This window comes from Sphingobium sp. (assembly GCF_033795625.1).
Taxonomy (GTDB): domain Bacteria; phylum Pseudomonadota; class Alphaproteobacteria; order Sphingomonadales; family Sphingomonadaceae; genus Sphingobium.
In genome coordinates this window covers 17,345-39,900 of record NZ_JARYGI010000012.1, presented here as the reverse complement: position 1 = coordinate 39,900, position 22,556 = coordinate 17,345, and the positions used below count along the sequence as shown (strand labels likewise).

The following is a 22,556-nucleotide window of genomic DNA, read 5'->3' as shown; positions in this document are numbered from 1 at the left end:
CCGGCAGATGTCGAGGATCTTCATCGAGCGGCCCATCTTTGCATGGGTGATCGCCATCATCGTCATGTTGCTCGGCACCGGCGCGATCTTCGCTCTGCCGATTGCGCAATATCCCGACGTGGCGCCGCCGCAGGTCAATGTCCGCGCGACCTATCCCGGCGCATCCGCTGAGACGATCCAGAACAGCGTCACGCAGATCATCGAACAGCAGCTGACCGGCATCGACGGCCTGCTCTATTTCAGTTCCTCGTCGAGTTCGCGTGGCCAGGTGACGATCAGCTGCACCTTCACCAAAGGCACAGACCCCGACATCGCTCAGGTGCAGGTGCAGAACCAGGTGCAGCAGGCGCTGTCCCGCCTGCCGCAGCAAGTGCAACAGCAGGGATTGCGCGTAACGAAGTCGAACCCCGATTTTCTGCTGATCGTGGGGGTCTATGACGAGACGAACCGCAGCACCAATCAGGACGTTTCCGATTTTCTGGTGTCGAATTTTCAGGACACCCTCGCCCGCGTCCCGGGGGTCGGCGAAACCAACGTCTTCGGCGCGCAATATGCGATGCGGATATGGCTCGATCCGGACAAGCTGGCGAGCTTTTCGCTGGTCCCGGCCGATGTCCTCACTGCGATCCAGAACCAGAACACGGAAGTCGCCGCGGGCGAGATCGGGGGTCAGCCTCAGCCAATGACACAGATGCTGAATGCGACCGTCACCGCGCAGTCACGTTTGCAGACGCCCGATCAGTTCCGCGCGATCATACTGAAGAACGATCCCAGCGGCGGTGCGGTGCGGCTGTCGGACGTTGCGCGCATAGAGCTGGGTGCGGAAAACTACGCGACGGTCAGTCGCATGAATGCCCATCCCGGCGCGGGTATGTCGATTTCGGTGTCGCCGGGTGCGGACGCACTGAGCACGGCGGAGCTCGTCAAGGCGCAGGTCCAGAAGTTGTCCGGGAGCTTTCCTGATGGATACAAGGTAGCCTATGCCAACGACACGACCGCCTTCATCAAGCTGTCCATCGAGGAAGTCGTCAAGACCCTGGTCGAGGCGATCATCCTGGTCGTGATCGTCATGTTCGTGTTCCTGCAAAGCTGGCGCGCGACGCTCATTCCCACCCTCGCCGTGCCCGTGGTGCTGCTCGGCACGTTCGCCATCTTCTACGTGGCAGGCTTCTCCATCAACACGATGACGCTGTTCGGGCTGGTGCTCGCCATCGGCCTGCTGGTCGACGACGCCATCGTCGTGGTGGAGAATGTCGAGCGGGTGATGAAAGAAAATCCGGGCATGAGTCCCAAGGAAGCAACCATCGAGTCCATGGACGAGATTCAGGTCGCCTTGGTCGCCATCGCCATCGTGCTCTCGGCCGTGTTCCTGCCAATGGCGTTCTTCGGTGGCTCCACCGGCGTGATCTACAAGCAGTTCTCTCTTACCATCGTTTCGGCCATGGTTCTTTCCGCACTCGTTGCGCTGATCCTGAGCCCCGCGCTTACCGCCACCTTGTTGAAGCAGCATACGGCAGAAGATCGCCAGAAGGTCGGCTGGTTCACGCGCCGCTTCCCACGCGCATCAGGGTTCGTCGGCCAGGCGCGCGACAAGTTCAATCGCGGTTTCGAGCGAGGTACAGATCGCTACGTTCATAGCATAGCCCGCGTGATCGACCGCAAATGGCTGTTCCTAGCCATATACGCCATCGTGGTCGCTTTGCTGGTCCTGCTTTTCGTCCGCCTGCCGACCAGCTTTCTTCCCACCGAAGATCAAGGGGCGGCCATCATCCAGTTCCAGTTGCCGGCCGGAGCAACCCAGGGCCGCACAACGCAGGTGCAGCGTCAGGTTGAAACCTACTTCTTCGAAAACGAACGGAGCAACGTGAAAGCGCTGTTTACCGTAGCGGGCGGCGGGGGCGGGGGTGCGAGTGGCCAGAACACAGGCCAGGGCTTCGTCAACTTCACGGATTGGGCAGACCGTCCCGGCAAAGAGAACACAGCCGGTGAAATCGTGAAGCGCGCCTCTGCGGCGTTCGCCAATATCCGTGACGCCCGCGTGTTCGCGCTCGTCCCCCCGGCAATTCGCGGCCTTGGCCAGTCCAATGGCTTCAACATGCAGTTCCAGAACGCGAGCGGGATGTCGCGTGAAGCGTTCGCCGCTGCGCGGGAGAAACTCCTGGCCGAAGCAAGCAGGGACCCTCTGCTCACCGGGGTTCGCCTTACCGAGCTTCCCGACGTGGCAACGTTGAAAGTGGACATCGATCAGGCGAAGCTCGCGGCGTTGGGCCTGTCGCAGGCGGACGTCAACAGCACGCTTTCGACGGCGTGGGGCGGGCGTTACGTCAATGACTTCGTGGATCGCGGACGCGTAAAGCGGGTCTATGTGCAAGGCGACGCGCCTTACCGGGATGCGCCTTCCGATCTGGACCGCTGGTTCGTGCGCACCTCCGATGGGCAAATGGCGCCGTTCTCCTCCTTCGCCCGGACATCCTGGTCCACGGCACCGACGACATTATCCCGGTTCCAGGGCATACCTTCCTACGAATTCCAGGGGCAGGCGGCAGAAGGCACCAGTTCCGGCGCGGCGATGGATCGGATGGCGGAACTGGCGTCCAAGATTCCCGGTACGACCGTCGCGTGGTCCGGCCTCTCCTTTCAGGAAAGGCTGTCATCGGGACAGGCGCCGCTGCTGTACGGCCTGTCGCTGCTGGTCGTCTTCCTGTGTCTCGCTGCCCTGTATGAAAGCTGGACCATCCCCATTGCCGTCCTGCTCGTCGTCCCACTTGGCTTGGTCGGGGCAGTGTTTGCCGTGACCCTGCGCGGGCTGGAAAATGACGTGTATCTGCAGATCGGCCTGCTGACGACGATGGGCCTTGCTGCAAAGAACGCCATTCTGGTGATCGAATTTGCCGAACGAGCGGAGAAACAGGGCAAGCGCGTGATCGACGCCGCGCTGGAGGCGGCACGGCTGCGCCTTCGTCCGATCCTGATGACCAGCCTCGCTTTCATCTTCGGCGTGCTTCCCCTCGCCATTTCCACAGGGGCGGGCGCGAACAGCCGCATCGCCATCGGCACGGCGGTGATAGGCGGGATGCTGACCGCGACGGTGCTCGCGATCTTCTATATTCCGCTGTTCTTCGTGCTCGTTCGCCGCACGGCCCGCGATGCCTTCAAGAAGTGGCGCAGGCAGGGCGACAGCCCGGATGGCAGGGGCGCGATCGCATGAAGCGCTTTCTCCTGATCCTCGCCAGCGCGACCGCCGGTTGCACCATGGCCCCGAAATATGTGCGGCCGGAGGCTCCCGTGCCGCCGTCATGGCCAGTGGGCGACGCCTATCTGAAGCAGGCAGAAGCGGCGCTTCCGATCCTGTCATACCGGGATGTGTTCGCCGATACCCGCTTGCAGCAGATCGTAGAGCAGGCGCTGGCGAACAATCGCGACTTGCGGATAGCCGCCGCCAATATCGCCTCGGCCCGCGCCCAGTACCGCATCAATCGCGCCGATATTTTCCCGCAGGTCGGCGCGAGCGGCAGCTACACTTACGCCGACAATGGGGGAAATGGAGGCAACGGCACATTCTCCACATCCAACAGCCGCTACACGGCGGACGTCGGAACGACTGCGTTCGAGCTGGACTTGTTCGGGCGTCTCCGTTCGCTTTCGGACGCGGCGCTCCAGCGCTATTTCGCCACCGAAGCCGCGGCGCGCGCCACGCGTCTCACGCTGATCGGGGACATCGCCGATGCCTGGTTGACCTATGCCGCCGACCAGAGCCTGCTTCGCATTGCCCAGGATACCGCCGTCAGCGCCGAACGCAGTGTCCGCCTGACGCGCCTACGCCTGGAAGGCGGCATCGCCCCACGAACCGACCTCCGGCAGGCCGAGCAGATCTTGACTACCGCGCAATCCGATTTGGCCGAGCAGCGGACGGCACTGGCGCAGGACATGAATGCTCTTCAACTTCTGGTCGGCGCGCCCGTGGACTCGGCACTGCTTCCTGCCTCGATCGAAGAGGTGGCGAAGACCATTCGGGAGCTTCCCGCAGGACTGGACTCCGGCATTCTCTTGCGCAGGCCGGATGTGGTGCAGGCCGAATATGAACTGCGCGCCGCCACTGCGGAGATAGGCGCTGCCCGTGCCGCACTGTTCCCGCGCATTTCCCTGACGGGTTTGGCGGGGTTCGCAAGCACCGCCTTGTCCTCGCTGTTCACTGGCGGCGCGTTCAACTACTCGGCCGGCGCGGATGTCAGCTATTCGATCTTCAATGCAGGGGGCTTGCGAGCGGGCGTAGCGCAGAGCCGCGCGCAACGCGAGGCTGCACTGGCCACCTATGAACGGGCGATCCAGGCTGCCTTCCGCGATGTCTCCGATGGCCTGGCCCGCCGCGGCACCATCGCCGAACAGTTGCGCGCCGATCGCGCAGCGACGGAGGCTGCCCGCGATACCTACAACCTCACCGAGGCGCGGTATCGCGGCGGGATCGAACCGTTTCTCACCAGCCTGGATGCGCAGCGCTCGCTCTATGCGGCGCAGCGTCGGTATGTCGCCACGCAGCTTGTCGGGGCTAGCAATCTGGTGACACTTTACCGGGCGCTCGGCGGCGACGCTCTCGCGGCACAGGACGGCACTGATCGATCCACAAGCCCGCGCGACTAATCATTGTGCGGCTCGATGTGCCGTATCAGGACAGCTTGGGGCGCTGTGGGCGTTAACCTTCCTTTAAGCATGACGGGCTCCCGCGCTGCTTTATACTTTCAGGAAATCCGATGACGTTCATCTGAAGGCCAAGGACTGATACGCATGAAGATCTTGATGGCATTAGCCGCAGCGCCTCTGCTTCTCACCTCCGCGGTATCGGCCGAGGCGTCCCAGCCGCGCGAGCAGGCGAAATGCTTCAAGAACAAGCGCGGGGAGCGCTTCTGCCAGGCGCCCTCGACATACAAAATTCGTGCTGCCCAAACGTCGACGCCGCGGGTGCGCAGGGTGCCTCCACCAGTGTTCCAACCGTCAAGCCCGATCTACCGGCCCGCAGCCTATCGCAGCACGCGGCAGGTCTGCCGATATGAAGATCACTACGCCTATTCGTCACGCCACGGCTATGGCTATGGGCGATACAATGTCGAGCCCCGGATCGTCAGCGTGGACGACGAACTGCGCAAGCGCGACATGCCGGTCTGCTTAAGGGGGCAGTACCCCTACGAGCGCTGACGCTAGAGGGGCGTCTAGCCTTTCAAGGATGCCGCCGCGCGCGCCAGTTCCTCGATCCGGCGCGCATCCACCGGACCTTTAGGCACCAGCCAGCTTCCTCCGACGCACTTCACTGCCGGTTCGGCCAGCCAATTGCCCGCGGTCTCGAACTTTATGCCTCCGGTAGGACAGAAGTGCGCCGTGTGGAACGGAGCGGCCAGCGCCTTCAATGCAGGCAGCCCGCCAGAGGTTTCCGCCGGAAAGAACTTGAAGCGGGACAGGCCCATGTCCATGCCCCGCATGATGTCGGCAGCCGTGGCGGTGCCGGGCAGGAATGCGACGCCGCTTGCAATCGCAGCCTTGCCAAGCGGCTCCGTCAGTCCGGGGCTGACGATGAACTGAGCGCCCGCCTCCAGCGCCTGATCGAGTTGCGACGGGTTCAGCACCGTGCCTGCACCGACGACAGCACCCGGCACCTTCGCCATCTCGCGCATCACGTCCAGAGCCACGGGCGTCCGCATCGTCACTTCCAGGGCGCGCAGACCGCCCTTCACCAGCGCTTCGGCAATCGGCGCGGCGTCTTCGATGCGATCGATGACGAGCACCGGAATTACGGGGGCGAGTTCCATCACCTGATCGACGGTCAATGCCATTTCAATTATTCTCCTCGGCCGGGCGGGCCTGTGCTGGAAGGAAGGCGGCGGCCGCCCCATAAAGTCCGATCTCGTCATGCACGGCAAGGCGCACGGCGGTCTGCGCCATCAGGCTCTGAAAGCGCCCTTTCGCCTTGAACCGGTCGTGGAAGCCGCTTTCGAGCAAGACTGCCTTCATCCGCTGCGTCAGTCCGCCGGCCAGGACGACGCAGCCCGGCCCATGTGCCAGCGCCAGATCGCCAGCCACCGAGCCGTAGCTCAGGCAGAAACGGTCGAGGGCATCTCGCGCAAAACGGTTGCTGCCGTCGAGCGCGGACTGCCAAAGCTCGGAATCCTCCATCAACTCTACACGAGCATGGGATATCGTCGCCATCGCCTTGTAGAGATTGTTGAGGCCGGGGCCCGACACGATCCGCTCGGTCGAGACGCGCAGAAATTTGTCGCGCAAATAATCGACGATGCGGCTTTCCATCGCATCCAGTGGCGCGAAATCGATATGGCCGCCTTCGGTCGCGATGACGTGGGGCAGGCCATCGTCGAACGAAATCAGCGCGACGCCAAGTCCGGTTCCCGGCCCGAGCACCGTCACCGACCCGCGATTGGGAAAGGGCACGTCGGGGCCGAAGAGCAGTTCGAGATTGTCGGTAGGCAGCTTCGCGACGGCATGCGCCACAGCCTCGAAATCATTGACGAGGCGCAGTCGGTCGAGCCCTAGCTCCTCGTCCAGCCGATCGGGACGAATGACCCAGCTGCTGTTGGTGAGCTTGATGACATCCCGTCCGATTGCGGTCGCGAAGGCAATCGAGGCGGCGCGGGGCAGCGGTTCCACCTCGTCCTGCGCGAATGCACCCCAGCAGGCCTGAAGGCTGGGATAATCCGCAACCTTATATTTGCGCACTTTGCCCAGCGTCGGCACGCCGCGGGGTGTAAGTGTCGCACGGGCGAAGCGGGCGTTGGTCCCGCCGATGTCGGCTGCAATGATCTCCGTCATGGCGCTCAGATTTCCGCTTCCATGGCGGCAAGGATAGGCGAGGCACCTGCCTCGGCAAGGTCACTATGCTCCCGGAACAGGGCGAACAGCTCGCGTCCGGTGTCATAAGGCGGAGGCGGTGGAACGGGCGCTTCTCGCGCCTGCCATTCCGCCGCGTCAACCAACGCTTCGACTATGCCGGTTTGCGCGCAGACACGGACGATGTCGCCATCGCGCAGCTTGCCGATAGGACCGCCGCCCAGTGCCTCGGGCGACAGGTGGATGGCGGCAGGCACCTTGCCCGACGCGCCGGACATGCGCCCGTCGGTCAGTAGAGCAACCCTGAAGCCTCGATCCTGCAAAACGCCCAGCGCGGGCGTCAGCTTGTGAAGCTCAGGCATGCCGTTCGCCTTCGGACCCTGGAAGCGCACGACAACCACCACGTCACGCTCCAGTTCGCCCGCCTTGAAGGCGCGGAGCACATCGTCCTGTGTGTGGAAGACGCGCGCGGGCGCTTCGATGGTCCAGCGATCCGGATCGACGGCGCTCGTCTTGATGATGCAGCGGCCAAGATTGCCCGCCAACAACCGCATGCCGCCATCGGGGCTGAACGGATCGGAAACCGGGCGCAGCATCGTTGGGTCGCGCGATTCCGCCGGTGCATCATGCCAAACCAGCGCGTCATTCTCCAGCGCTGGCTCCTTGCCATAGTCAGTCAGGTCCTTTCGAGCGACGGTGCGGATGTCACGATGCAGCAGGCCGTTGTCCAGCAGCTGCGTGATGATCCACGCCATGCCGCCCGCCGCCTGGAAGTTGTTCACGTCGCCGGGGCCATTGGGATACACCCGTGCCAGCAAAGGGATGACCTCCGACAATTCCGCGAAATCGGTCCAGTCGATGCTGATCCCCGCCGCCCGCGCGATGGCGGGCAAGTGGATCGCGTGATTGGTCGATCCGCCCGTAGCCAGCAGTCCGATGATAGCGTTTACGATGGCTTTTTCGTCCACACATTCGCCCAAAGGCCGGTAATCGTCACCATCCCAGCCAATGCTCGCCACGCGATGCGTCGCGGCCCGCGTCAACTCGCCGCGCAGCTTGGTGCCGGGGTTGACGAAGGCGGCATTGGGCATGTGCAACCCCATGATCTCCATCATCATCTGGTTGCTGTTCGCGGTGCCATAGAAGGTGCAGGTGCCCGCGCCGTGATAACTCGCCGATTCCGCTTCCAGTAGTTCCGCCTTGCCAACCTTGCCCTCGGCATAAAGCTGGCGGATGCGGACCTTCTCCTTGTTGGCGAGACCCGATGGCATGGGGCCGCCCGGCACCAGAATGGTCGGCAGATGCCCGAACCGCAAAGCACCGATCAGCAGGCCCGGCACGATCTTGTCGCAAATGCCCAGCAGCAGCACGCCCTCGAACATCGCGTGGCTCAGAGACACGGCGGTCGCCAGCGCAATGGTGTCGCGGCTGAACAGCGACAGGTCCATGCCCGCCTGTCCCTGCGTCACACCGTCGCACATGGCCGGTACGCCGCCTGCGACCTGTGCCGTCGCGCCGACTTCACGCGCCGCGATCTTGATCGCTTCGGGATAGCGGCCGTAGGGCTGGTGCGCTGACAGCATGTCATTGTAGGAGGTGACGATCCCGATGTTCACCGCTGCGCCCGATCGGATGACAGGCTTGTCCTCATCCGAAGCGGCAAAGCCGTGCGCCAGATTGCCGCACGAAAGCTGATCGCGGTTCGTGCCCGCATCCCGCCCGCGCAGGATCAGCTCGAGATACTTCTGTCGGCGCGGCGCGCTACGTTTGATGATGCGTTCCGTGACGGCGGCGATCGTGGGGTGCAGATCAGTCATGCCAGCTAGCTCCATCGCGTTCGATCAACGCAATGGCCGAAGATGGTCCCCAGTTCCCCGAAGCATAAGGAACGGCCTTGATTCCTGCGTCTTTCCAGCCACCGATGATCGAGTCGATCCACACCCATTGCGCTTCGACTTCGTCGCGCCGGACGAACAGCGTCGGATCGCCCTCCAGCAAATCGAGCAGCAACCGCTCATAGGCGATGCGCCGCCGCTGTCCCTCAAAGGCGTGCGCCAGTGAAACGTCGAGACCAACTTCCTGCAGCTTCACACCGCCGCGATCCAGCCCCGGTTCCTTGGCCATGATCAACAGCCTGATGTTTTCTTCCGGCTGCAACCGGATGATCAGCGTGTTCGGTTCCAGCCCGGAACCATGCCCAAGCTTGCCGAAGATGCTGTGCGATACCGGCTTGAACTGGATCATGATTTCCGACTGGCGGGCGGGCATGCGCTTGCCGGTACGGAGGTAAAAGGGAACGCCCGTCCAGCGCCAGTTGTCGATGTGCGCCTTCAAAGCCACGAAGGTTTCCGTGTCCGAAGGCTTGCCAAGTTCGTCGGCATAGCCAGTCACGATCTGACCTGCCACGGCGCCCGGCGTATATTGCCCGCGCACGCTGCAAAGCTTCACAAGCTCCGCATCCATCGGCCGGAGCGAGCGTAGCACCTTCACCTTCTCGTCGCGCACTGCCGTGGAATCGAGGCGGGCAGGGGGCTCCATCGCGATGATCGACAGGATCTGCAGCATGTGGTTCTGCACCATATCGCGCAGCGCTCCGACGCCATCATAATAAGAGACGCGGCCCTCGAGGCCCACAGTCTCTCCCACGGTGATCTGGACATGATCAATGGCCGTCGCGTTCCACAACGGTTCAAAAAGCATGTTGCCGAACCGTAGTGCCATCAGGTTCTGAACAGTCTCCTTGCCCAGATAATGGTCGACGCGGAAGATGGACTGCTCGTCGAACAGCGCGCCTATCGCGTCGTTCACGTCGCGCGAGGATGCCAGATCCTTGCCGATGGGCTTTTCCATGGCGATCCGCGTCTTCGGACCCACCAGTCCTGCTTCGGCAAGGCCCTGCGCGGTCGGCGCAAATAGCGATGGTGGCGTTGAAAGATAGATCGAAATTCCACGATCCAGCCGATCGTTCACACGCTCGGCCAGAGTGGCAAATTGCTCGGCATTCCCCGCTTCGACGGGGCAATAGATGATGATGTCGAATAGCCGCCTGGCGATATCAACGTCATAGCGCTCCGCAGGCAGGAACTTCCGCAGAGCCGCTTCGACATCCTCGTGAAACGCGGCATCGTCCAGCGCGGTGCGGCCGGACGCCACTACCAGGAAGTCTTCGGGCAGAAGGCCGTCGCTCAGCAGGTTATAGAGGGAGGGGAACAGCATCCGGCGGGCAAGATCGCCGGTCGCGCCGAACAGGATGAGTGTGGCAGATGGCTCAGTCAAAATAGCTCCATTGCTGGCAAAAGAGGAGGGATCTGCACGACCGCTCTTTCGTATAGCGTCGAACACGGAGCGGGCAAGTGCGGCCTTATGCAACCCTGCTGCCTAGGCCGCTCCAACTTCTTTACCGACCCTATGGAAATTGCATTTCGACTCCCTTATAGACCCCGAACCATCGATCGAATCCCTCCTGAAGTGATGATCGTCCACGCGGGCGTGGTGAAACTGGTAGACGCGCCGGACTCAAAATCCGGTTCCGAAAGGAGTGTCGGTTCGATTCCGACCGCCCGCACCATTACTGATCTCCGAATGGCAAGCAGTTCCGACTGACCTAGCGTTCATCGGCGGAGACGTGAGGATCGCGTGCCGACATGTCGGCATCGGGGTCCCGTCCATGCAACCGGTCGACCTGGCGCATCACTGGCGTGACCGTCAGTCCGTGCATCAGGATGGAGAACAGGACGACCACACCCAGCACCGCCCAAAGGCGCTCGCCACTACTCACATCGATGTGGTTAAGGCCGTAAGCGAGGTAGTAGAACGACCCGACGCCGCGTATGCCAAAGAACGCCAGCGTCAGCTTTTCACTCATATCGGCTTTGAAGCCCAGCAGCCCGATCAGCCCCGCCGCAGGCCGGATGACAAGCAGGATCACGGCGGCCGCGCAAGCTTCGATCCATCCAAGCGGCGCCAGCAGTCCGCTGACTAACGCTCCGCCGAACAGGATCAACCCGACCATCATGGCTATCCGCTCGATCTGTTCGGTGAAGTCGTGCATCTCTCGTTGGAAGTCATGGCTTCGATGGGCATGGCGGATTGCAAGCGCGGCCACGAACACCCCCAGAAACCCGTAGCACTGAGCCATCTCGCAAACACCATAGGAGATCAGCGTCGCCGCGATCGCGATGACGCCGTCGCCTGTCTGGGCAAGCTTGCTTTCTGCCGGAATGTGGAAGGTGACCCATCCGAACACTTGCCCGATGATCCAGCCGACCACGACTGCCGCACCGATCTCCCAAAGTACGTTGTGGAGTATCCATTCCCTGGCCCAAGGCGCGCCCGTGGCAGCAGACGCCGCTAGGGCCAACGCAAGGTTCACGAACGGAAAGGCCAGGCCGTCGTTCAGCCCAGCCTCGGAGGTGAGGCCGAACCGCACCTCGTCTTCTTCTCCAGTTTTGGGCGGCCCAACCTGCACGTCCGCTGCGAGTACGGGATCAGTCGGGGCGAGCGCGCCGGCCAGCAGCACCGCGATCGGCAGGGGCAGTCCAAGCATCCACACCCCCAATAACGTGATTGCTACGATGGTCAGCAGCATCGTGGGGCCGAGAAGCCGCCAGGTTACCGCCCAACGCCGCCAACTGAAGACGCGATCCAGCTTCAACCCTGCACCCATGAGGGCGATAAGGACGACAAATTCGGTGAAGCGCTCGACAAATAGTGGATAGCGCATTGGCAGGGGCTTGATCGGGATTGGAGCGAACTGGAACAGGAGCGCGCCGATCGCGATACAAACGATCGGAAGGGACAACGGCAATCGCCTGAGCACCAGCGGCAACCAGGCGACTAATGCGATCAAAAGCCCTGAGCCAGTTAGTATCAATATGTACGGATCAGGGGGCCAAGCGGCATTTGACATTGGTGCACAACGATCCAGCCGCACTAGTGTTCATTATGCGATGTTGGATTGCAATTGCCTCCAAGCGTCCATCTTACAGAACGCTTGATCGAAATTTTTAAGCTATTTTAATAACATAGATTTACGTCCGCCGCCGCAGCATCAAGCGGGGGCTTATCGCATGGCATTGTCGACACGGTATTCGTTGTTTCTTTTCCTTTTATCATCCGTCGGGTTGGCCGCCGCCGTACAGGCGGCCCCGGTTACGTCCGGCGCATCGCGCAATATCAATCTTGGAACGTCGCCGTTGATGGGCGTAAACCTTTCCGGATGCGAATTCGCAAGCGATGGCGCACTGTGTCCGTCTCCGGCAACGGTGAACACCTATATCGATAAGGGATTCCGCGCCATTCGTCTGCCGTTTCGCGGCACGCAGGCCAGTAATCCCGTTGTCGTCTCTAAAATGAAAGCCGCGGTCGATGCCGCCATCAAGCGCGGCGTCTATGTCATTCTGGACCGGCATGACTATGGCAACACCTTCGATCCAAAGGAGGCGGGCTGGTGGGGGTCCTTCATCAAGAACTTCCCCAACACGACCTACGTAATGATCGACACCATGAACGAGCCTCGCAAGGGGGCGTCGTATCAAGCCGATCCTTCGACCCGTAGATCCTACGCCACCGAAGTGAATGCCGGGATCTCTGCGTTCCGCAAGGCGGGATACAAGCACAAACTGCTGATCGAATGGCGCGGTTCTTCGGGCATGGTGCGCTTCGACAAACGGGAAGCCAGCAATGTGGCCTGCGAAAGCCCCGCATGTTCGTTCGATCGGGCTGGGGGTTTGAAGGACCCTCTGGGCCTGACCATGGTGTCCGGGCATCGCTACCCTGACTCCGATGGGTCGGGAACCAGTCCGGTCTGCGTTCCCAACACCACCGGAACCAAGCTGATCTGGAATACCGACCTTGCAGCTAAGGCGCGGGGTCTGAAGGTGTGGGTCGGCGAATTTGCCTTCGGGAACCACATCAAGGTCGATCCAATTTGCGACGCACTGGGTAAGGACGCACTCAAGCGCATGCGCTCTCTGCCCGAAACCTATGTCGGCGTTACATGGTGGGGCGGCGGAAATGGTTGGAAGGAAGATTATCTATACAAGATCGAGCCCCGGAAGGGCACCTTTGGTACGGCCGCGCCAAGCGCGTACCTAACTACGATAACTGGCCGCTGATTCACGCTCCTGCCAGCAGCCGCTGGCGGGCTTTTCCGAGAAGACCTTATGTCACACATTCGGCACGGGCGTCCCTTTCGTCCGGAGCACCTGATCGGCCTTGGTCTCGCGCTTCTGGGCGCGTGTTCCCAGACGCCGGAGAAGAAGGCGGAACAGCTTGTGGTCATCGCCGACCCTCAGGGCGCCAAATTCACTGCTCAATCAGTCTTGTCCGCGACGCCATCGCCCTCGGACTTCGCCGGCACGGCATTGGCGACCAACGCGGATTTAGCGCTGCCGCCCGCCGATGACCTACAGCAGGAAACGCTGCAGGCAGTCGCTCGCGACGCAGATCCTTATCGCGTCGCGGACTCTATCCTTTCGGAAGACGCGGACAGATTGACCGCAGGTAGTTAGAAAAGCGTTCGTCGCGGGAAACTGGCGGACTGGCGCACGGCGCTGTTGACGTGGAGGCCGTGTCTCCACAAGCCGCGCTCATCCTTGCCATCCGAAAGATCGTCACCAGTTCATGAAATTACCCCGGTTCTTCTCCTCCTCCGCATATGACATGGCAATCGATCTGGGGACGGTGAACACGGTCATCTACGTTCGGGACAGGGGGATCGTGCTCAATGAGCCTTCGGTGATAGCGATCGAAACGTTGAACGGCATCCGTCGGGTCAAGGTGGTGGGCAACGAGGCGAAGCTGATGATGGGCAAGACGCCCGCCAATATTCAGGCAATACGGCCTCTGCGCGATGGTGTGATCGCGGACATCGACGTCGCCGAGCAGATGATCAAGCATTTCGTGGACAAGGCATTGGGCGGCGCGTCTCGGCTCGGGCGGCGGCACGAAGTCGTGATCTGCGTGCCCTCGGGATCGACGATGGTAGAGCGCCGCGCATTGCGGGATGCGGCATCGAACGCCGGAGCTTTTCGGGTACAGTTGATCGAAGAGCCGATGGCCGCGGCGATCGGTGCAGGCTTGCCGGTCACCGAGCCTCGCGGCGCAATGGTCGTGGACATCGGCGGCGGCACGACGGAAGTGGCCGTGCTGTCGCTGCGGGGCATCGCCTATAGCAACTCGGTTCGAGTGGGGGGCGACAAGCTGGACGACGCGATATCTTCCCACGTACGCCGCACGCATAACCTGATGATCGGCGAGGCAACCGCCGAACGCGTCAAGCACCGTATCGGTGCCGCCGTTCCGCCGGACGGGGAGGGGCGACTGATCACGGTAAAAGGGCGTGATCTTGTGAACGGCCGCCCCGCAGAAATCACGATCAGCGAGGCGGAAATCGCCGATGCCCTGGCTGAGCCCGTCGGGCAGATCAAAAGCGCAGTGATGGCTGCGCTCGAGCAAACCGCGCCGGAACTCTCCTCCGACATCATCGACGAAGGCATAACCCTGACGGGCGGCGGCGCTTTGCTAGGGCGGATCGACGAGGCGCTATCCGAAACCACGGGCCTGCCGGTTAAGATAGCGGACGACGCCCTGATGTGCGTCGCGATGGGCGCGGGCCGCGCGTTGGAAGACGCGGCTTATGAGGGCGTACTGGCGGTGGCCTGAGCAGCCGGGCGGTTTGCAGATGAGGTTTACGTTGACGACCCTTGCGCCATTGTGGCAATCGGCTCCGTACGCTGGCCGAACGCCTCAGCGGGTGTAGCTCAATGGCAGAGCAGAAGCTTCCCATGCTTACGACGAGGGTTCGATTCCCTTCACCCGCTCCAGTGACGAGCGCCAGCGATGGTCCGGCTCAACCATTACCCTTGTTCAGCGGTTTAGCGAACCGATAGCTGGTTTGTTCAAACCCGGTGGTCCGGAAAAAGCCATGTGCATTCCTGATCTCGATATCGCTCATCGCTTCGATGGCGTTGCAGCCGGTCTTCGCCAGCGCCGCTTCCACAGTCTCCAGTAACTTCCGGCCCACGCCGCGTCGTCGAGATGCCTCTTGTACCAGGAGCACTGTGATGCGGCCGATCAAACCCTGCTGGAGCGTCAGGATCGTCGACCACGCCGCCACCCCGATCACTCCACCCTGATCCGCGACGATCATGCCGTTCTGTGAGCCTTTGAAGGGCGCGATGCGGCGCTTCAGTTCCTTATCGCCACCGTTCACCCGATTAAGACCGGCTAGCAATTTCGCAATGGCCGCCGCGTCATTCGCCTTCGCTGCCCTGATACGGAGTGGCGGAGGAGCCTTGCTCTTTTCCGGAATTTTTGTTTCTGAAGGCGCGGTCTTTGGTTTCACTGCGGAGCCAGAGCGAGCCTCTTGTTGAGGCGCCCGCTTGGCCGCCGGCTTCACGTCAGTCGTTGGCGGCGCGCTGTTCTTCTTGGCTTCCGTGGTCTTGGCGGACGTGCGCCATGTGTCGGCGATGCCGGAGCGCAGATAGCGCTCAATATCCTCGGCGTCGGCGGTCAGGCCATCTGCGCCGAACCCGAAAAGCTGCTTGCCCTGAGGGTCCGTCAGCCCGAACTTGCCGTAATCACCACTGCCCGGCGTGCGCTTGCGTGACTTGACCAGCCGAAGTCCGCGATTGCGCGCGACTTCGCGGAGTTCTTCTTCGCCGGGTGGAGCGGTAGCCATCTCTGCCAAACGCACAAGTTCCACAAAGTATCGAAGCATGAATCCATCATTTCCAACTGGTGGCTTCAGCCGGTTAGAGGCATTACGGGCACATGCTGGTTTTCCTCGACTTTGAAGCGTCCTCACTCGGCAAGAAAAGCTACCCCATCGAAGTCGCCTGGGTGTTCCAGGATGGACGTTCCGAAGAGTATCTCATTCGCCCTGCGCCTGACTGGACCGAATGGGATGCCGAGGCGGAGGCAATCCATCACATCCCGCACGCGCTGCTGCTGACTGACGGCATCCCGCATGATGTGGTCGCCCGACGCATGGTGGAGGTACTGGCAGAGCACGACCTTCTGGCAAGTGCGCCGTCATGGGACGGAAAGTGGCTCAGCACGCTCCTTCGCGCGGCGGGCTTGCCCCGGCACAGCCTGCGCCTGCGGGACAGTGATGACGCACATTATGAATGTGCCGCCACTATTCTGAGGCCCTTCGTGGCGGCCGAGCAACTGGATGCCAGCGTTCGCAACCTGCTTGCCCTGACCGAAGTCCGGTCCGCGGAACAGCCGCCAGCCCATAGGGCCCTTCCGGACGCTCTGGAGGAGCGGGAACGGTGGCTTGCCGTTGGCGAGGCCGCGAGAGCTTTCGTGCGCCATGGAACAAAAGGCGGTTAACGGAGTCTCACCTGTTGGACTGGTGGTGCGCTCGCTCGCTCCTCCGGCAAGGGGGGTCTGCTTACAATCATGCAATCTGGCGTTTCGGTGTTAAAGCTATGGGCGGCGGTGGCCTCCATGGGGCTCGTGTCTATTGCCAGCGCCCAGACCACAGATACTCAGGCTCCGTCGCCTCCCGAAACCATCATAGACGATCAGAGCTTCGACGCGCAGTTGCCGCCGCTTGGCGACGACATGAACGCGCCGCTTCCGAGCATCGACAGCTTCCTTGATGGCCCTGCTGCCACGCCAAAGGCGCCCGCGGTTCTGCCGGACGCGGCCGAGCCGAAGATCGACGCAGAACTCGCCCAACCCCTGACACCGTTAAATTCCGTCGATGTGACGCCAGTCGAAGTCGGGAAAGCCACGGACGCCCCGGCACCCACCGCAGTCCGCTACAGCGTCACTGTGGAAGGCCTTGAGGATGTCGGGCTCGAAGACCGCTTCAACGAGCTTTCCGCACTGCAGGATGGGAAAGGCCGTGCCGATACCGCGGCGATGGTGCAGGCGCGCGCGCGTGAAGACGAAGCGCTGGCTATCCGGCTGCTGCATTCCGAGGGATATTACGATGCGACGGCGCTTTCCTCGCTTGACCGTGCGCCGGGAGAGACTGGCGGACTTAACGCAGTCGTTACCGTAACGCCGGGCAAGCAGTACAAACTGGGAGAGATCATCGTGTCGGCCGCGGCGACCACGCCGCCCGATCTGATCCGCAGCAATCTGCCGCTGAAGGCAGGCGATCCGATCGTTTCCGAACGCGTCGAGGCGGCGGAAGCCAATGTCGCGCTGGAGTTGCCGCGCAATGGCTATCCCTTCGCGGAGATGGGACAGCGGGACATCGTCCTGGACGGCGCAGCCCTGACCGGAGACTATACGCTGCCTGTCGAAACGGGGCCGCGCAGCCGTTTCCGTGGCATCACCACCAGCGGAAAACAGGCATTTGGCGCCGATCACATTCAGGTGCTTGCCCGTTTCGACCGCGGCGATCTTTACGACAGCCGAGAAGTGGACGACCTCCGCCGCGCCTTGACCGCGACCAGCCTGTTCTCCAGCGTTTCGGTCGAGCCGGTACGGACTGGAGAGATGGCGCCGGACGGAGCGGAATATGTCGACATGCAAGTCGAACAGGAGGCAGGCCCGGCGCGTACTCTGGCGGGCGACGCTGGCTATGGCACGGGGCAGGGGTTCCGCGCGGAAGCGACATGGACTCACCGCAACCTGTTCCCGCCGGAAGGGGCGCTAATCCTGAACGCCATCGGCGGTACGCAGGAGCAAGCTGTGGGCGCGGCATTCCGGCGCTCCAATGCCGGACGCCGGGACCGCACCGTGCAGGCGTCGATTTCCGTCAACCATCAGGACTATGCCGCTTACGAGGCGTTCACCGCCACGCTGGCGGGCAGCATCTCGCGCGTTTCCACGCCCATCTTCCAGAAGCGCTGGACCTGGTCCTATGGCTTCGAAGTGCTCGCCTCGAACGAAAGGACGCTCGATCTCGCGACTGGTGACAGCTCTCGCCTGACATACTTCATCGGAGCGTTGCCGGGCCAGTTGGGCTATGACCTTTCCGACGATCTGCTCAACCCGACGCGCGGCGTACGGGCAACGATCCGGGTGTCTCCGGAAGCATCGCTGCAGGGCAATGTATCGCCCTATGTACGGGCAAACTTCGACTTGTCGGGCTATTATCCCGTGTCGGACAGTCTGGTCATCGCGGCGCGCACGCGGCTTGGAACCATCAGCGGGACGAGCCTCGCCAATGTTGCACCCTCGCGCCGGATCTACGCAGGCGGCGGCGGGTCGGTCCGGGGCTTCGGCTTCCAGGAGCTTGGCCCCAAGGACGCCGATAACGACCCGATCGGCGGCCGCTCGGTCAACGAGTTTGCGGTCGAGGCCCGCTATCGCTTCGGCAATTTTGGAATCGTGCCATTCCTCGACGCGGGGCAGGTCTACAACGGGTCGATCCCCAAATTCTCCGACATCCGCTTCGGCGCCGGCATCGGCGGACGATTCTACACCAACTTCGGCCCCTTCCGCGCCGACATCGCCATGCCGCTCAACCGGCAACCGGGAGAGTCCAAGTTCGCCGTCTATATCGGCATAGGGCAGGCGTTCTGATGGCCGAGGATATTCCAACAGCCCCAGCCAGGGCCAGGCGCCCCCTATGGCAGCGCATAAGCTTTTTGGCCATCAGTTTCATAGTCGGCTTGGCCGTTCTCGTCGGCGCGCTGCTGATCGGCCTGAACACCTCTCCGGGCAAACGCTTCCTCGTCAAGCAGATCGCCGCTCTCCAGCTCGAATCCGGCATGCACATCGACGTGGGCCGCATCGAAGGCTCCATCTATGGAGAGATGGTGATCCGCGATCTCGCCTTGCGCGATCCCAAGGGCGTCTTTGCGACCAGTCCAGAGGTCCGCGTCGATTGGTCTCCCTTCCAGTATATCCGCAACCACATTCAGGTCCGCTCGGTAACATCGCCGCTGATCCGCATCGCGCGAGCGCCCCAATTCAACCAGACGCCGACCGACCCGAATGCGCCTTGGCTTCCCGATCTCGACATCGACATCAACCGGCTGAAGATCGACCGTCTGGAGCTTGCTCCGCCAGTGACTGGCGCACGGCGGATCGTGGCGATCTCGGGCGCTGCTCACATTGCCGACGGTCGCGCGCAGATCAATGCCGATGCGCGAGCCGATAGCGGCGATCGCCTCCGTGCGTCTGTCGATGCTGTTCCGGACAGCAATCGTCTATCGATGCAAGGCCGTCTGGATGCGCCTGCAAAGGGCATCGTCGCCGCGATGACCGGCATCGCCCAACCGCTCACCATGACGCTGGACGGCACGGGTAGCTGGCAGGCGTGGAATGGCAAGCTGATCGCCACGTCTCCTAAAGGCAATCTGATCGACGTTACGCTCGCCGCGCGCGACGGCACTTTCACCGCGAGAGGCCCGCTGCGTCCCGGTCTGGTCATGGACGGTCCGGTGGCACGATTGACTTCGCCCGCGCTGGCGCTCGACATGGCCGCTGCACTTGCGGAACGACGCGTGAATCTGCGCGCCAGCCTGCGATCCACTGCAGTCGCCGCGACCGCTAACGGCCTGATAGATCTCGCGCAAAGCCGCTTCGGTGCATTGAAGATCAACGCGCAGCTGTTGACGCCCGGAGCCATCATGGAAAAGGTGCGCGGCCGCGACGTTCGCGCTGCGATCATACTGGATGGCGCTTTCGCCACGCCATTCATCGACTATGACCTTACTGCTGCACAGCTTGCTTTCGACGCCACCGGGATCGAGGGTCTCCGCGCAACCGGCCGCGCGGTGATCGACTCTGATCGCATCCGCATTCCCGTCACGGCCCGGGCGCGGCGTGTGACTGGCCTGAACGCAGCGGCGGGCGGCCTTCTTCAGAACCTGCGCCTCAAGGGCGACTTCGCCTATGCTTCGGGTAAGCTGATCAGCGACAATCTGAAGATCGATAGCGACAGGGTCGATGCGACGGCGATCGTGCTCGCCGATCTCTCCAACGCCATTTATCGCGGCGCTCTGAAAGGACGAGTCAACGACTACCGCGTGGACGGCGTGGGCATCGTCAATCTGACCACCGACGTGAAGATCGTTCCCGGCGCGAAGGGCGGCTTTGGTCTGTCGGGGCGGTTCGGCGTGCGCACGGCGAAGCTGGACAATGCGAGTGTCCGCGACTTCCTCGGCGGCAATGCGCTCGTCACCGGGCGGATCGGAATGACGCCGGAAGGCAGCTTCACTCTAGCGAACCTGAAGGGGGCTGCTCCCAACTTCACGATCCTGTCCGGATCGGGCCGATACGCTACCAATGGCGCGGTGTCCTTCGACGGTAGAGCTACGTCCCGCCAATATGGGCCGCTCGCTTTGTCGGTTCGCGGCACGCTGGACCGCCCCCAGGCAGTGCTCCGCGCGGCACGACCCAATGTAGGCGTGCAACTTAGCAATGTCGTCGCAAAACTCAACGGTGAAGCCGCTGGCTACAGGCTGGAGGCAACGGGTGGGTCGCCCTATGGCCCATTCTTTGCCAATGTGCTTATCCGCACCGCGCGCGGGCCGCTCATTATCGACATCTCCCGCGCCCGCTTTGCCGGAGTGGATTTCAAAGGCACACTGCGCCAGAACGCCGGAGGACCTTTCGCCGGGCGGCTCACCATGAACGGCTCAGGCATTGCCGGAGCCGTGCAACTAGCCAATGCCGGTGGCGTGCAGGGCGTCGATGTCGATGCTACGGCCACGAACGCCAAAGTTCCGGGCGACTATAACATCGTTATCGGCCGAGCGATCGTCGATGCCTCCATCCTGCTGTACGACACACCGCAGATAGTGGCCGACGTTCAGCTGGCGAACACGACCTACGGAGAATATGTGATCCGGCAAGCACGCGGCAAGGTGAACTACCGTGGCGGGCGGGGTACGGCCCAGCTCGTGGCGAACGGGACCAGCGGCGTACCGTTCAATGTCGCGATGAATGCGGCATTGCGTCCCAACCTGTATGCGGTGGCTTTGAAAGGGCGGGCGGATCGCGTCGATTTCCGCTTGGCCAAACCAGCGATCATCCGTGCCGATCGCACTGGCTATCGTCTGGAACCGACGTCCCTCGTCCTGCCGCAGGGCGCCATCAACCTTGCCGGGCATATCGGCGGGCAGACGTCGCTGCAGGCGCGCTTCAAGGATTTCGATCTCGCCATCGCCAACATCTTCATGCCGGGTATCGGCGTAGGGGGTACGGCGACTGGAACGCTCGACTTCGCGCAAAGCGGCAACGCGTTTCCCACTGCCACGACCCGTCTGGCGATCGCCAACTTCACGCGCTCCAGCCTGTCCGCGGTTTCCGAGCCTGTGGCCATCAACATGGAAGGCAGGCTGCAGAACGGCGGCGGCGACCTCCGCGCGCTGGTCCGCAGAAATGGTACGTCGATCGGCCGCGCAGTCGTCACCCTACGCGGCGCGAGCGGTGGCAGCTGGACCAACCAACTGATGCAGGGATCGCTGGGCGGCGGCATCCGCTACAATGGTCCTGCAGATGTGCTATTCTCCTTCGCCGGGCAGGCCGATCAGCAATTGACCGGCGGCATCGCGCTCGCCGCCGACTTTAGCGGCAGGGCAAACGACCCCCGGTTCAACGGACTGGTTCGGGCCAATGCGCTCACCTATGAGAATGAGACGTTCGGAACACGCGTCACCAACATGCAGTTCGACGGCCGCTTTACGCGTGACCAGCTGGAGATACGCCGCTTCAATGGTCGCGCGGGCGATGGCACCGTGCAGGCAAGCGGGCGCGTCAGTCTGTCCGCTGCCAACGGTTTCCCGATGGACATACGCGTGGCGCTGGACCACGCGCGGCTTGCCCGGAGCGATGCTCTTGGGACGGTCGTGACGGGTAATCTCGCCGTCACGAATTCGCCTGCGGCCGGGGCATTGGTTTCCGGCGACTTGAGCCTTCCCGAACTGCGCTATCAGATCATTCGGCAGGGCGGGGCGGAAATCCGGGAGTTGACTGGCGTGCGGCGCAAGGGCGAGGCGCTGCGTCCCATCAATGCAGTAGAACCTGGCAACGCGCCGCCCAGCCTCTTCAAGCTCAATATCCGTGTGCGGGCGGACAACCAGATATTCGTCACCGGGATGGGACTGGAGTCCGAGTGGAAGACCGACCTGCGGATCACCGGCACTACTGCCGCGCCCCGCATCGTAGGGCAGCTGGACGTGATCCGCGGCACCTACAGCTTCTCGGGGCGGCGCTTCGAACTGACGAAGGGCAACATCCGGTTCGGCGGAAGCGACCTGTACAATCCCTCCATCGTGATTTCCGCCAGCACTACGGTAGAAGGTGTGAACGCGATACTGAATGTCACCGGCACCGCCCAACGGCCCGAGATCGCCTTCACCTCGACTCCCAGCCTGCCGCAGGATGAGGTGCTCTCCCGCATCTTGTTCGGCAGCAACGTCTCTAACCTGTCCGCGACGCAGGCCATTCAGTTGGCGGCTGCCCTGAACAGCCTTCGCGGCAGCGGTGGAGGTCTCAATCCGCTCGGCAAGCTGCAGGGCGCTTCGGGTATAGACCGCCTGCGCATTCTGGGCGCTGACAAGTCGAACGGTCGGGGGACCGCCCTGGCCGCCGGACAATATCTCACGAACAACGTGTATGTTGAGATCATCACCGATGCGCGGGGCTTTACGGCGACCCAGTTGGAGGTTGCCTTGTCAAAGGCGCTGAGCGTCCTTTCTCAGACGGGCGGAGCGACGGGTACATCCGTTAACGTGCGATATTCCAAAGATTACTAAGAAACCGGAACAACCCGGCGGATGCGGCATTAGCCAATGTGGGCATCA

At 62.4% G+C, this 22,556-nt stretch carries 15 protein-coding genes and 2 tRNA genes; 11 read left to right on the top strand and 6 right to left on the bottom strand.

What is annotated here, in order from left to right; translation table 11 throughout:
• Positions 1-7: 7 nt before the first annotated feature.
• The 3 genes from QHC67_RS08195 to QHC67_RS08185 all read left to right on the top strand — a co-directional run bounded on the left by QHC67_RS08195 (position 8) and on the right by QHC67_RS08185 (position 5,190).
• Positions 8-3,208 (top strand): efflux RND transporter permease subunit, encoded by a 3,201-nt coding sequence (locus QHC67_RS08195; protein WP_319293196.1) that lies wholly within the window; start codon positions 8-10, stop codon positions 3,206-3,208.
• On the top strand, positions 3,205-4,638 hold the full coding sequence (locus QHC67_RS08190; protein WP_319293090.1) for an efflux transporter outer membrane subunit: 1,434 nt from the start codon (positions 3,205-3,207) through the stop codon (positions 4,636-4,638). Before QHC67_RS08195 ends, QHC67_RS08190 begins: the two co-directional genes overlap by 4 nt.
• Before the next feature lie 144 nt (positions 4,639-4,782).
• Positions 4,783-5,190, top strand: a complete 408-nt coding sequence (locus QHC67_RS08185; protein ID WP_319293088.1) for a hypothetical protein — start codon at positions 4,783-4,785, stop codon at positions 5,188-5,190.
• A 14-nt stretch (positions 5,191-5,204) separates the two neighbouring features.
• Here QHC67_RS08185 and eda read toward each other — a convergent pair whose 3' ends face one another.
• Genes eda through zwf form a run of 4 tightly spaced genes read right to left on the bottom strand, consistent with a single transcriptional unit; the run spans position 5,205 to position 10,107 of the window.
• Entirely contained in the window at positions 5,205-5,822 is a 618-nt protein-coding gene (gene eda / locus QHC67_RS08180; protein WP_319293086.1) for a bifunctional 4-hydroxy-2-oxoglutarate aldolase/2-dehydro-3-deoxy-phosphogluconate aldolase, read from the bottom strand.
• Between the two features lies 1 nt (position 5,823).
• Positions 5,824-6,813, bottom strand: a complete 990-nt coding sequence (glk, locus tag QHC67_RS08175) for a glucokinase (protein ID WP_319293084.1) — start codon at positions 6,811-6,813, stop codon at positions 5,824-5,826.
• A gap of 5 nt (positions 6,814-6,818) precedes the next feature.
• A complete protein-coding gene (gene edd / locus QHC67_RS08170; RefSeq protein WP_319293082.1) occupies positions 6,819-8,648 on the bottom strand; it encodes a phosphogluconate dehydratase in 1,830 nt (609 codons plus the stop codon).
• Positions 8,641-10,107, bottom strand: coding sequence for a glucose-6-phosphate dehydrogenase (gene zwf / locus QHC67_RS08165; protein WP_319293080.1), 1,467 nt, complete (start codon positions 10,105-10,107; stop codon positions 8,641-8,643). The genes edd and zwf overlap by 8 nt, the downstream gene beginning before the upstream one ends.
• A 207-nt stretch (positions 10,108-10,314) precedes the next feature.
• Between zwf and QHC67_RS08160 the strand changes: the two genes are divergently transcribed.
• Positions 10,315-10,399: transfer RNA gene (locus QHC67_RS08160), tRNA-Leu, on the top strand.
• Between the two features lie 36 nt (positions 10,400-10,435).
• Here QHC67_RS08160 and QHC67_RS08155 read toward each other — a convergent pair.
• A complete protein-coding gene (locus QHC67_RS08155; RefSeq protein WP_319293078.1) occupies positions 10,436-11,740 on the bottom strand; it encodes a cation:proton antiporter in 1,305 nt (434 codons plus the stop codon).
• Between the two features lie 289 nt (positions 11,741-12,029).
• On the opposite strand from QHC67_RS08155, the gene QHC67_RS08150 reads away from it, so the two are divergent.
• The 4 genes from QHC67_RS08150 (at position 12,030) to QHC67_RS08135 (ending at position 14,657) form a co-directional block, all read left to right on the top strand.
• Complete coding sequence (locus QHC67_RS08150) at positions 12,030-12,947, top strand: cellulase family glycosylhydrolase (protein ID WP_319293076.1); 918 nt, start codon at positions 12,030-12,032, stop codon at positions 12,945-12,947.
• A gap of 48 nt (positions 12,948-12,995) precedes the next feature.
• Positions 12,996-13,343 (top strand): hypothetical protein, encoded by a 348-nt coding sequence (locus QHC67_RS08145; RefSeq protein ID WP_319293074.1) that lies wholly within the window; start codon positions 12,996-12,998, stop codon positions 13,341-13,343.
• A gap of 112 nt (positions 13,344-13,455) precedes the next feature.
• The gene (locus QHC67_RS08140) at positions 13,456-14,496 is read left to right on the top strand and encodes a rod shape-determining protein (RefSeq protein WP_319293072.1); all 1,041 of its coding nucleotides are present in this window, start codon (positions 13,456-13,458) and stop codon (positions 14,494-14,496) included.
• A gap of 87 nt (positions 14,497-14,583) precedes the next feature.
• Positions 14,584-14,657 (top strand) — tRNA-Gly (locus QHC67_RS08135).
• 26 nt (positions 14,658-14,683) lie between these two features.
• Here QHC67_RS08135 and QHC67_RS08130 read toward each other — a convergent pair.
• Positions 14,684-15,553 carry a GNAT family N-acetyltransferase gene (locus QHC67_RS08130; protein ID WP_319293070.1) on the bottom strand — a complete coding sequence of 290 codons (870 nt, stop codon included), beginning with the start codon at positions 15,551-15,553 and terminating at the stop codon, positions 14,684-14,686.
• A gap of 53 nt (positions 15,554-15,606) precedes the next feature.
• On the opposite strand from QHC67_RS08130, the gene QHC67_RS08125 reads away from it, so the two are divergent.
• From QHC67_RS08125 to QHC67_RS08115, 3 genes are all read left to right on the top strand, one after another.
• Complete coding sequence (locus QHC67_RS08125) at positions 15,607-16,170, top strand: transcriptional regulator (protein WP_319293068.1); 564 nt, start codon at positions 15,607-15,609, stop codon at positions 16,168-16,170.
• Between the two features lie 117 nt (positions 16,171-16,287).
• Positions 16,288-18,324, top strand: a complete 2,037-nt coding sequence (locus tag QHC67_RS08120) for an autotransporter assembly complex protein TamA (protein WP_319293066.1) — start codon at positions 16,288-16,290, stop codon at positions 18,322-18,324.
• The gene (locus QHC67_RS08115) at positions 18,324-22,508 is read left to right on the top strand and encodes a translocation/assembly module TamB domain-containing protein (RefSeq protein WP_319293064.1); all 4,185 of its coding nucleotides are present in this window, start codon (positions 18,324-18,326) and stop codon (positions 22,506-22,508) included. Before QHC67_RS08120 ends, QHC67_RS08115 begins: the two co-directional genes overlap by 1 nt.
• The last annotated feature ends 48 nt before the right edge of the window (positions 22,509-22,556 follow it).

Coding starts and splice junctions, on each gene's coding strand:
- QHC67_RS08140 (WP_319293072.1), top strand. CDS start 13,456: ATGAAATTACCCCGGTTCTTCTCCTCCTCCGCATATGACATGGCAATC.
- glk (WP_319293084.1), bottom strand. CDS start 6,813: ATGACGGAGATCATTGCAGCCGACATCGGCGGGACCAACGCCCGCTTC.
- QHC67_RS08150 (WP_319293076.1), top strand. CDS start 12,030: ATGGGCGTAAACCTTTCCGGATGCGAATTCGCAAGCGATGGCGCACTG.
- QHC67_RS08115 (WP_319293064.1), top strand. CDS start 18,324: ATGGCCGAGGATATTCCAACAGCCCCAGCCAGGGCCAGGCGCCCCCTA.
- QHC67_RS08190 (WP_319293090.1), top strand. CDS start 3,205: ATGAAGCGCTTTCTCCTGATCCTCGCCAGCGCGACCGCCGGTTGCACC.
- edd (WP_319293082.1), bottom strand. CDS start 8,648: ATGACTGATCTGCACCCCACGATCGCCGCCGTCACGGAACGCATCATC.
- eda (WP_319293086.1), bottom strand. CDS start 5,822: ATGGCATTGACCGTCGATCAGGTGATGGAACTCGCCCCCGTAATTCCG.
- QHC67_RS08145 (WP_319293074.1), top strand. CDS start 12,996: ATGTCACACATTCGGCACGGGCGTCCCTTTCGTCCGGAGCACCTGATC.
- QHC67_RS08185 (WP_319293088.1), top strand. CDS start 4,783: ATGAAGATCTTGATGGCATTAGCCGCAGCGCCTCTGCTTCTCACCTCC.
- QHC67_RS08155 (WP_319293078.1), bottom strand. CDS start 11,740: ATGTCAAATGCCGCTTGGCCCCCTGATCCGTACATATTGATACTAACT.
- QHC67_RS08125 (WP_319293068.1), top strand. CDS start 15,607: ATGCTGGTTTTCCTCGACTTTGAAGCGTCCTCACTCGGCAAGAAAAGC.
- QHC67_RS08120 (WP_319293066.1), top strand. CDS start 16,288: ATGGGGCTCGTGTCTATTGCCAGCGCCCAGACCACAGATACTCAGGCT.
- QHC67_RS08195 (WP_319293196.1), top strand. CDS start 8: ATGTCGAGGATCTTCATCGAGCGGCCCATCTTTGCATGGGTGATCGCC.
- QHC67_RS08130 (WP_319293070.1), bottom strand. CDS start 15,553: ATGCTTCGATACTTTGTGGAACTTGTGCGTTTGGCAGAGATGGCTACC.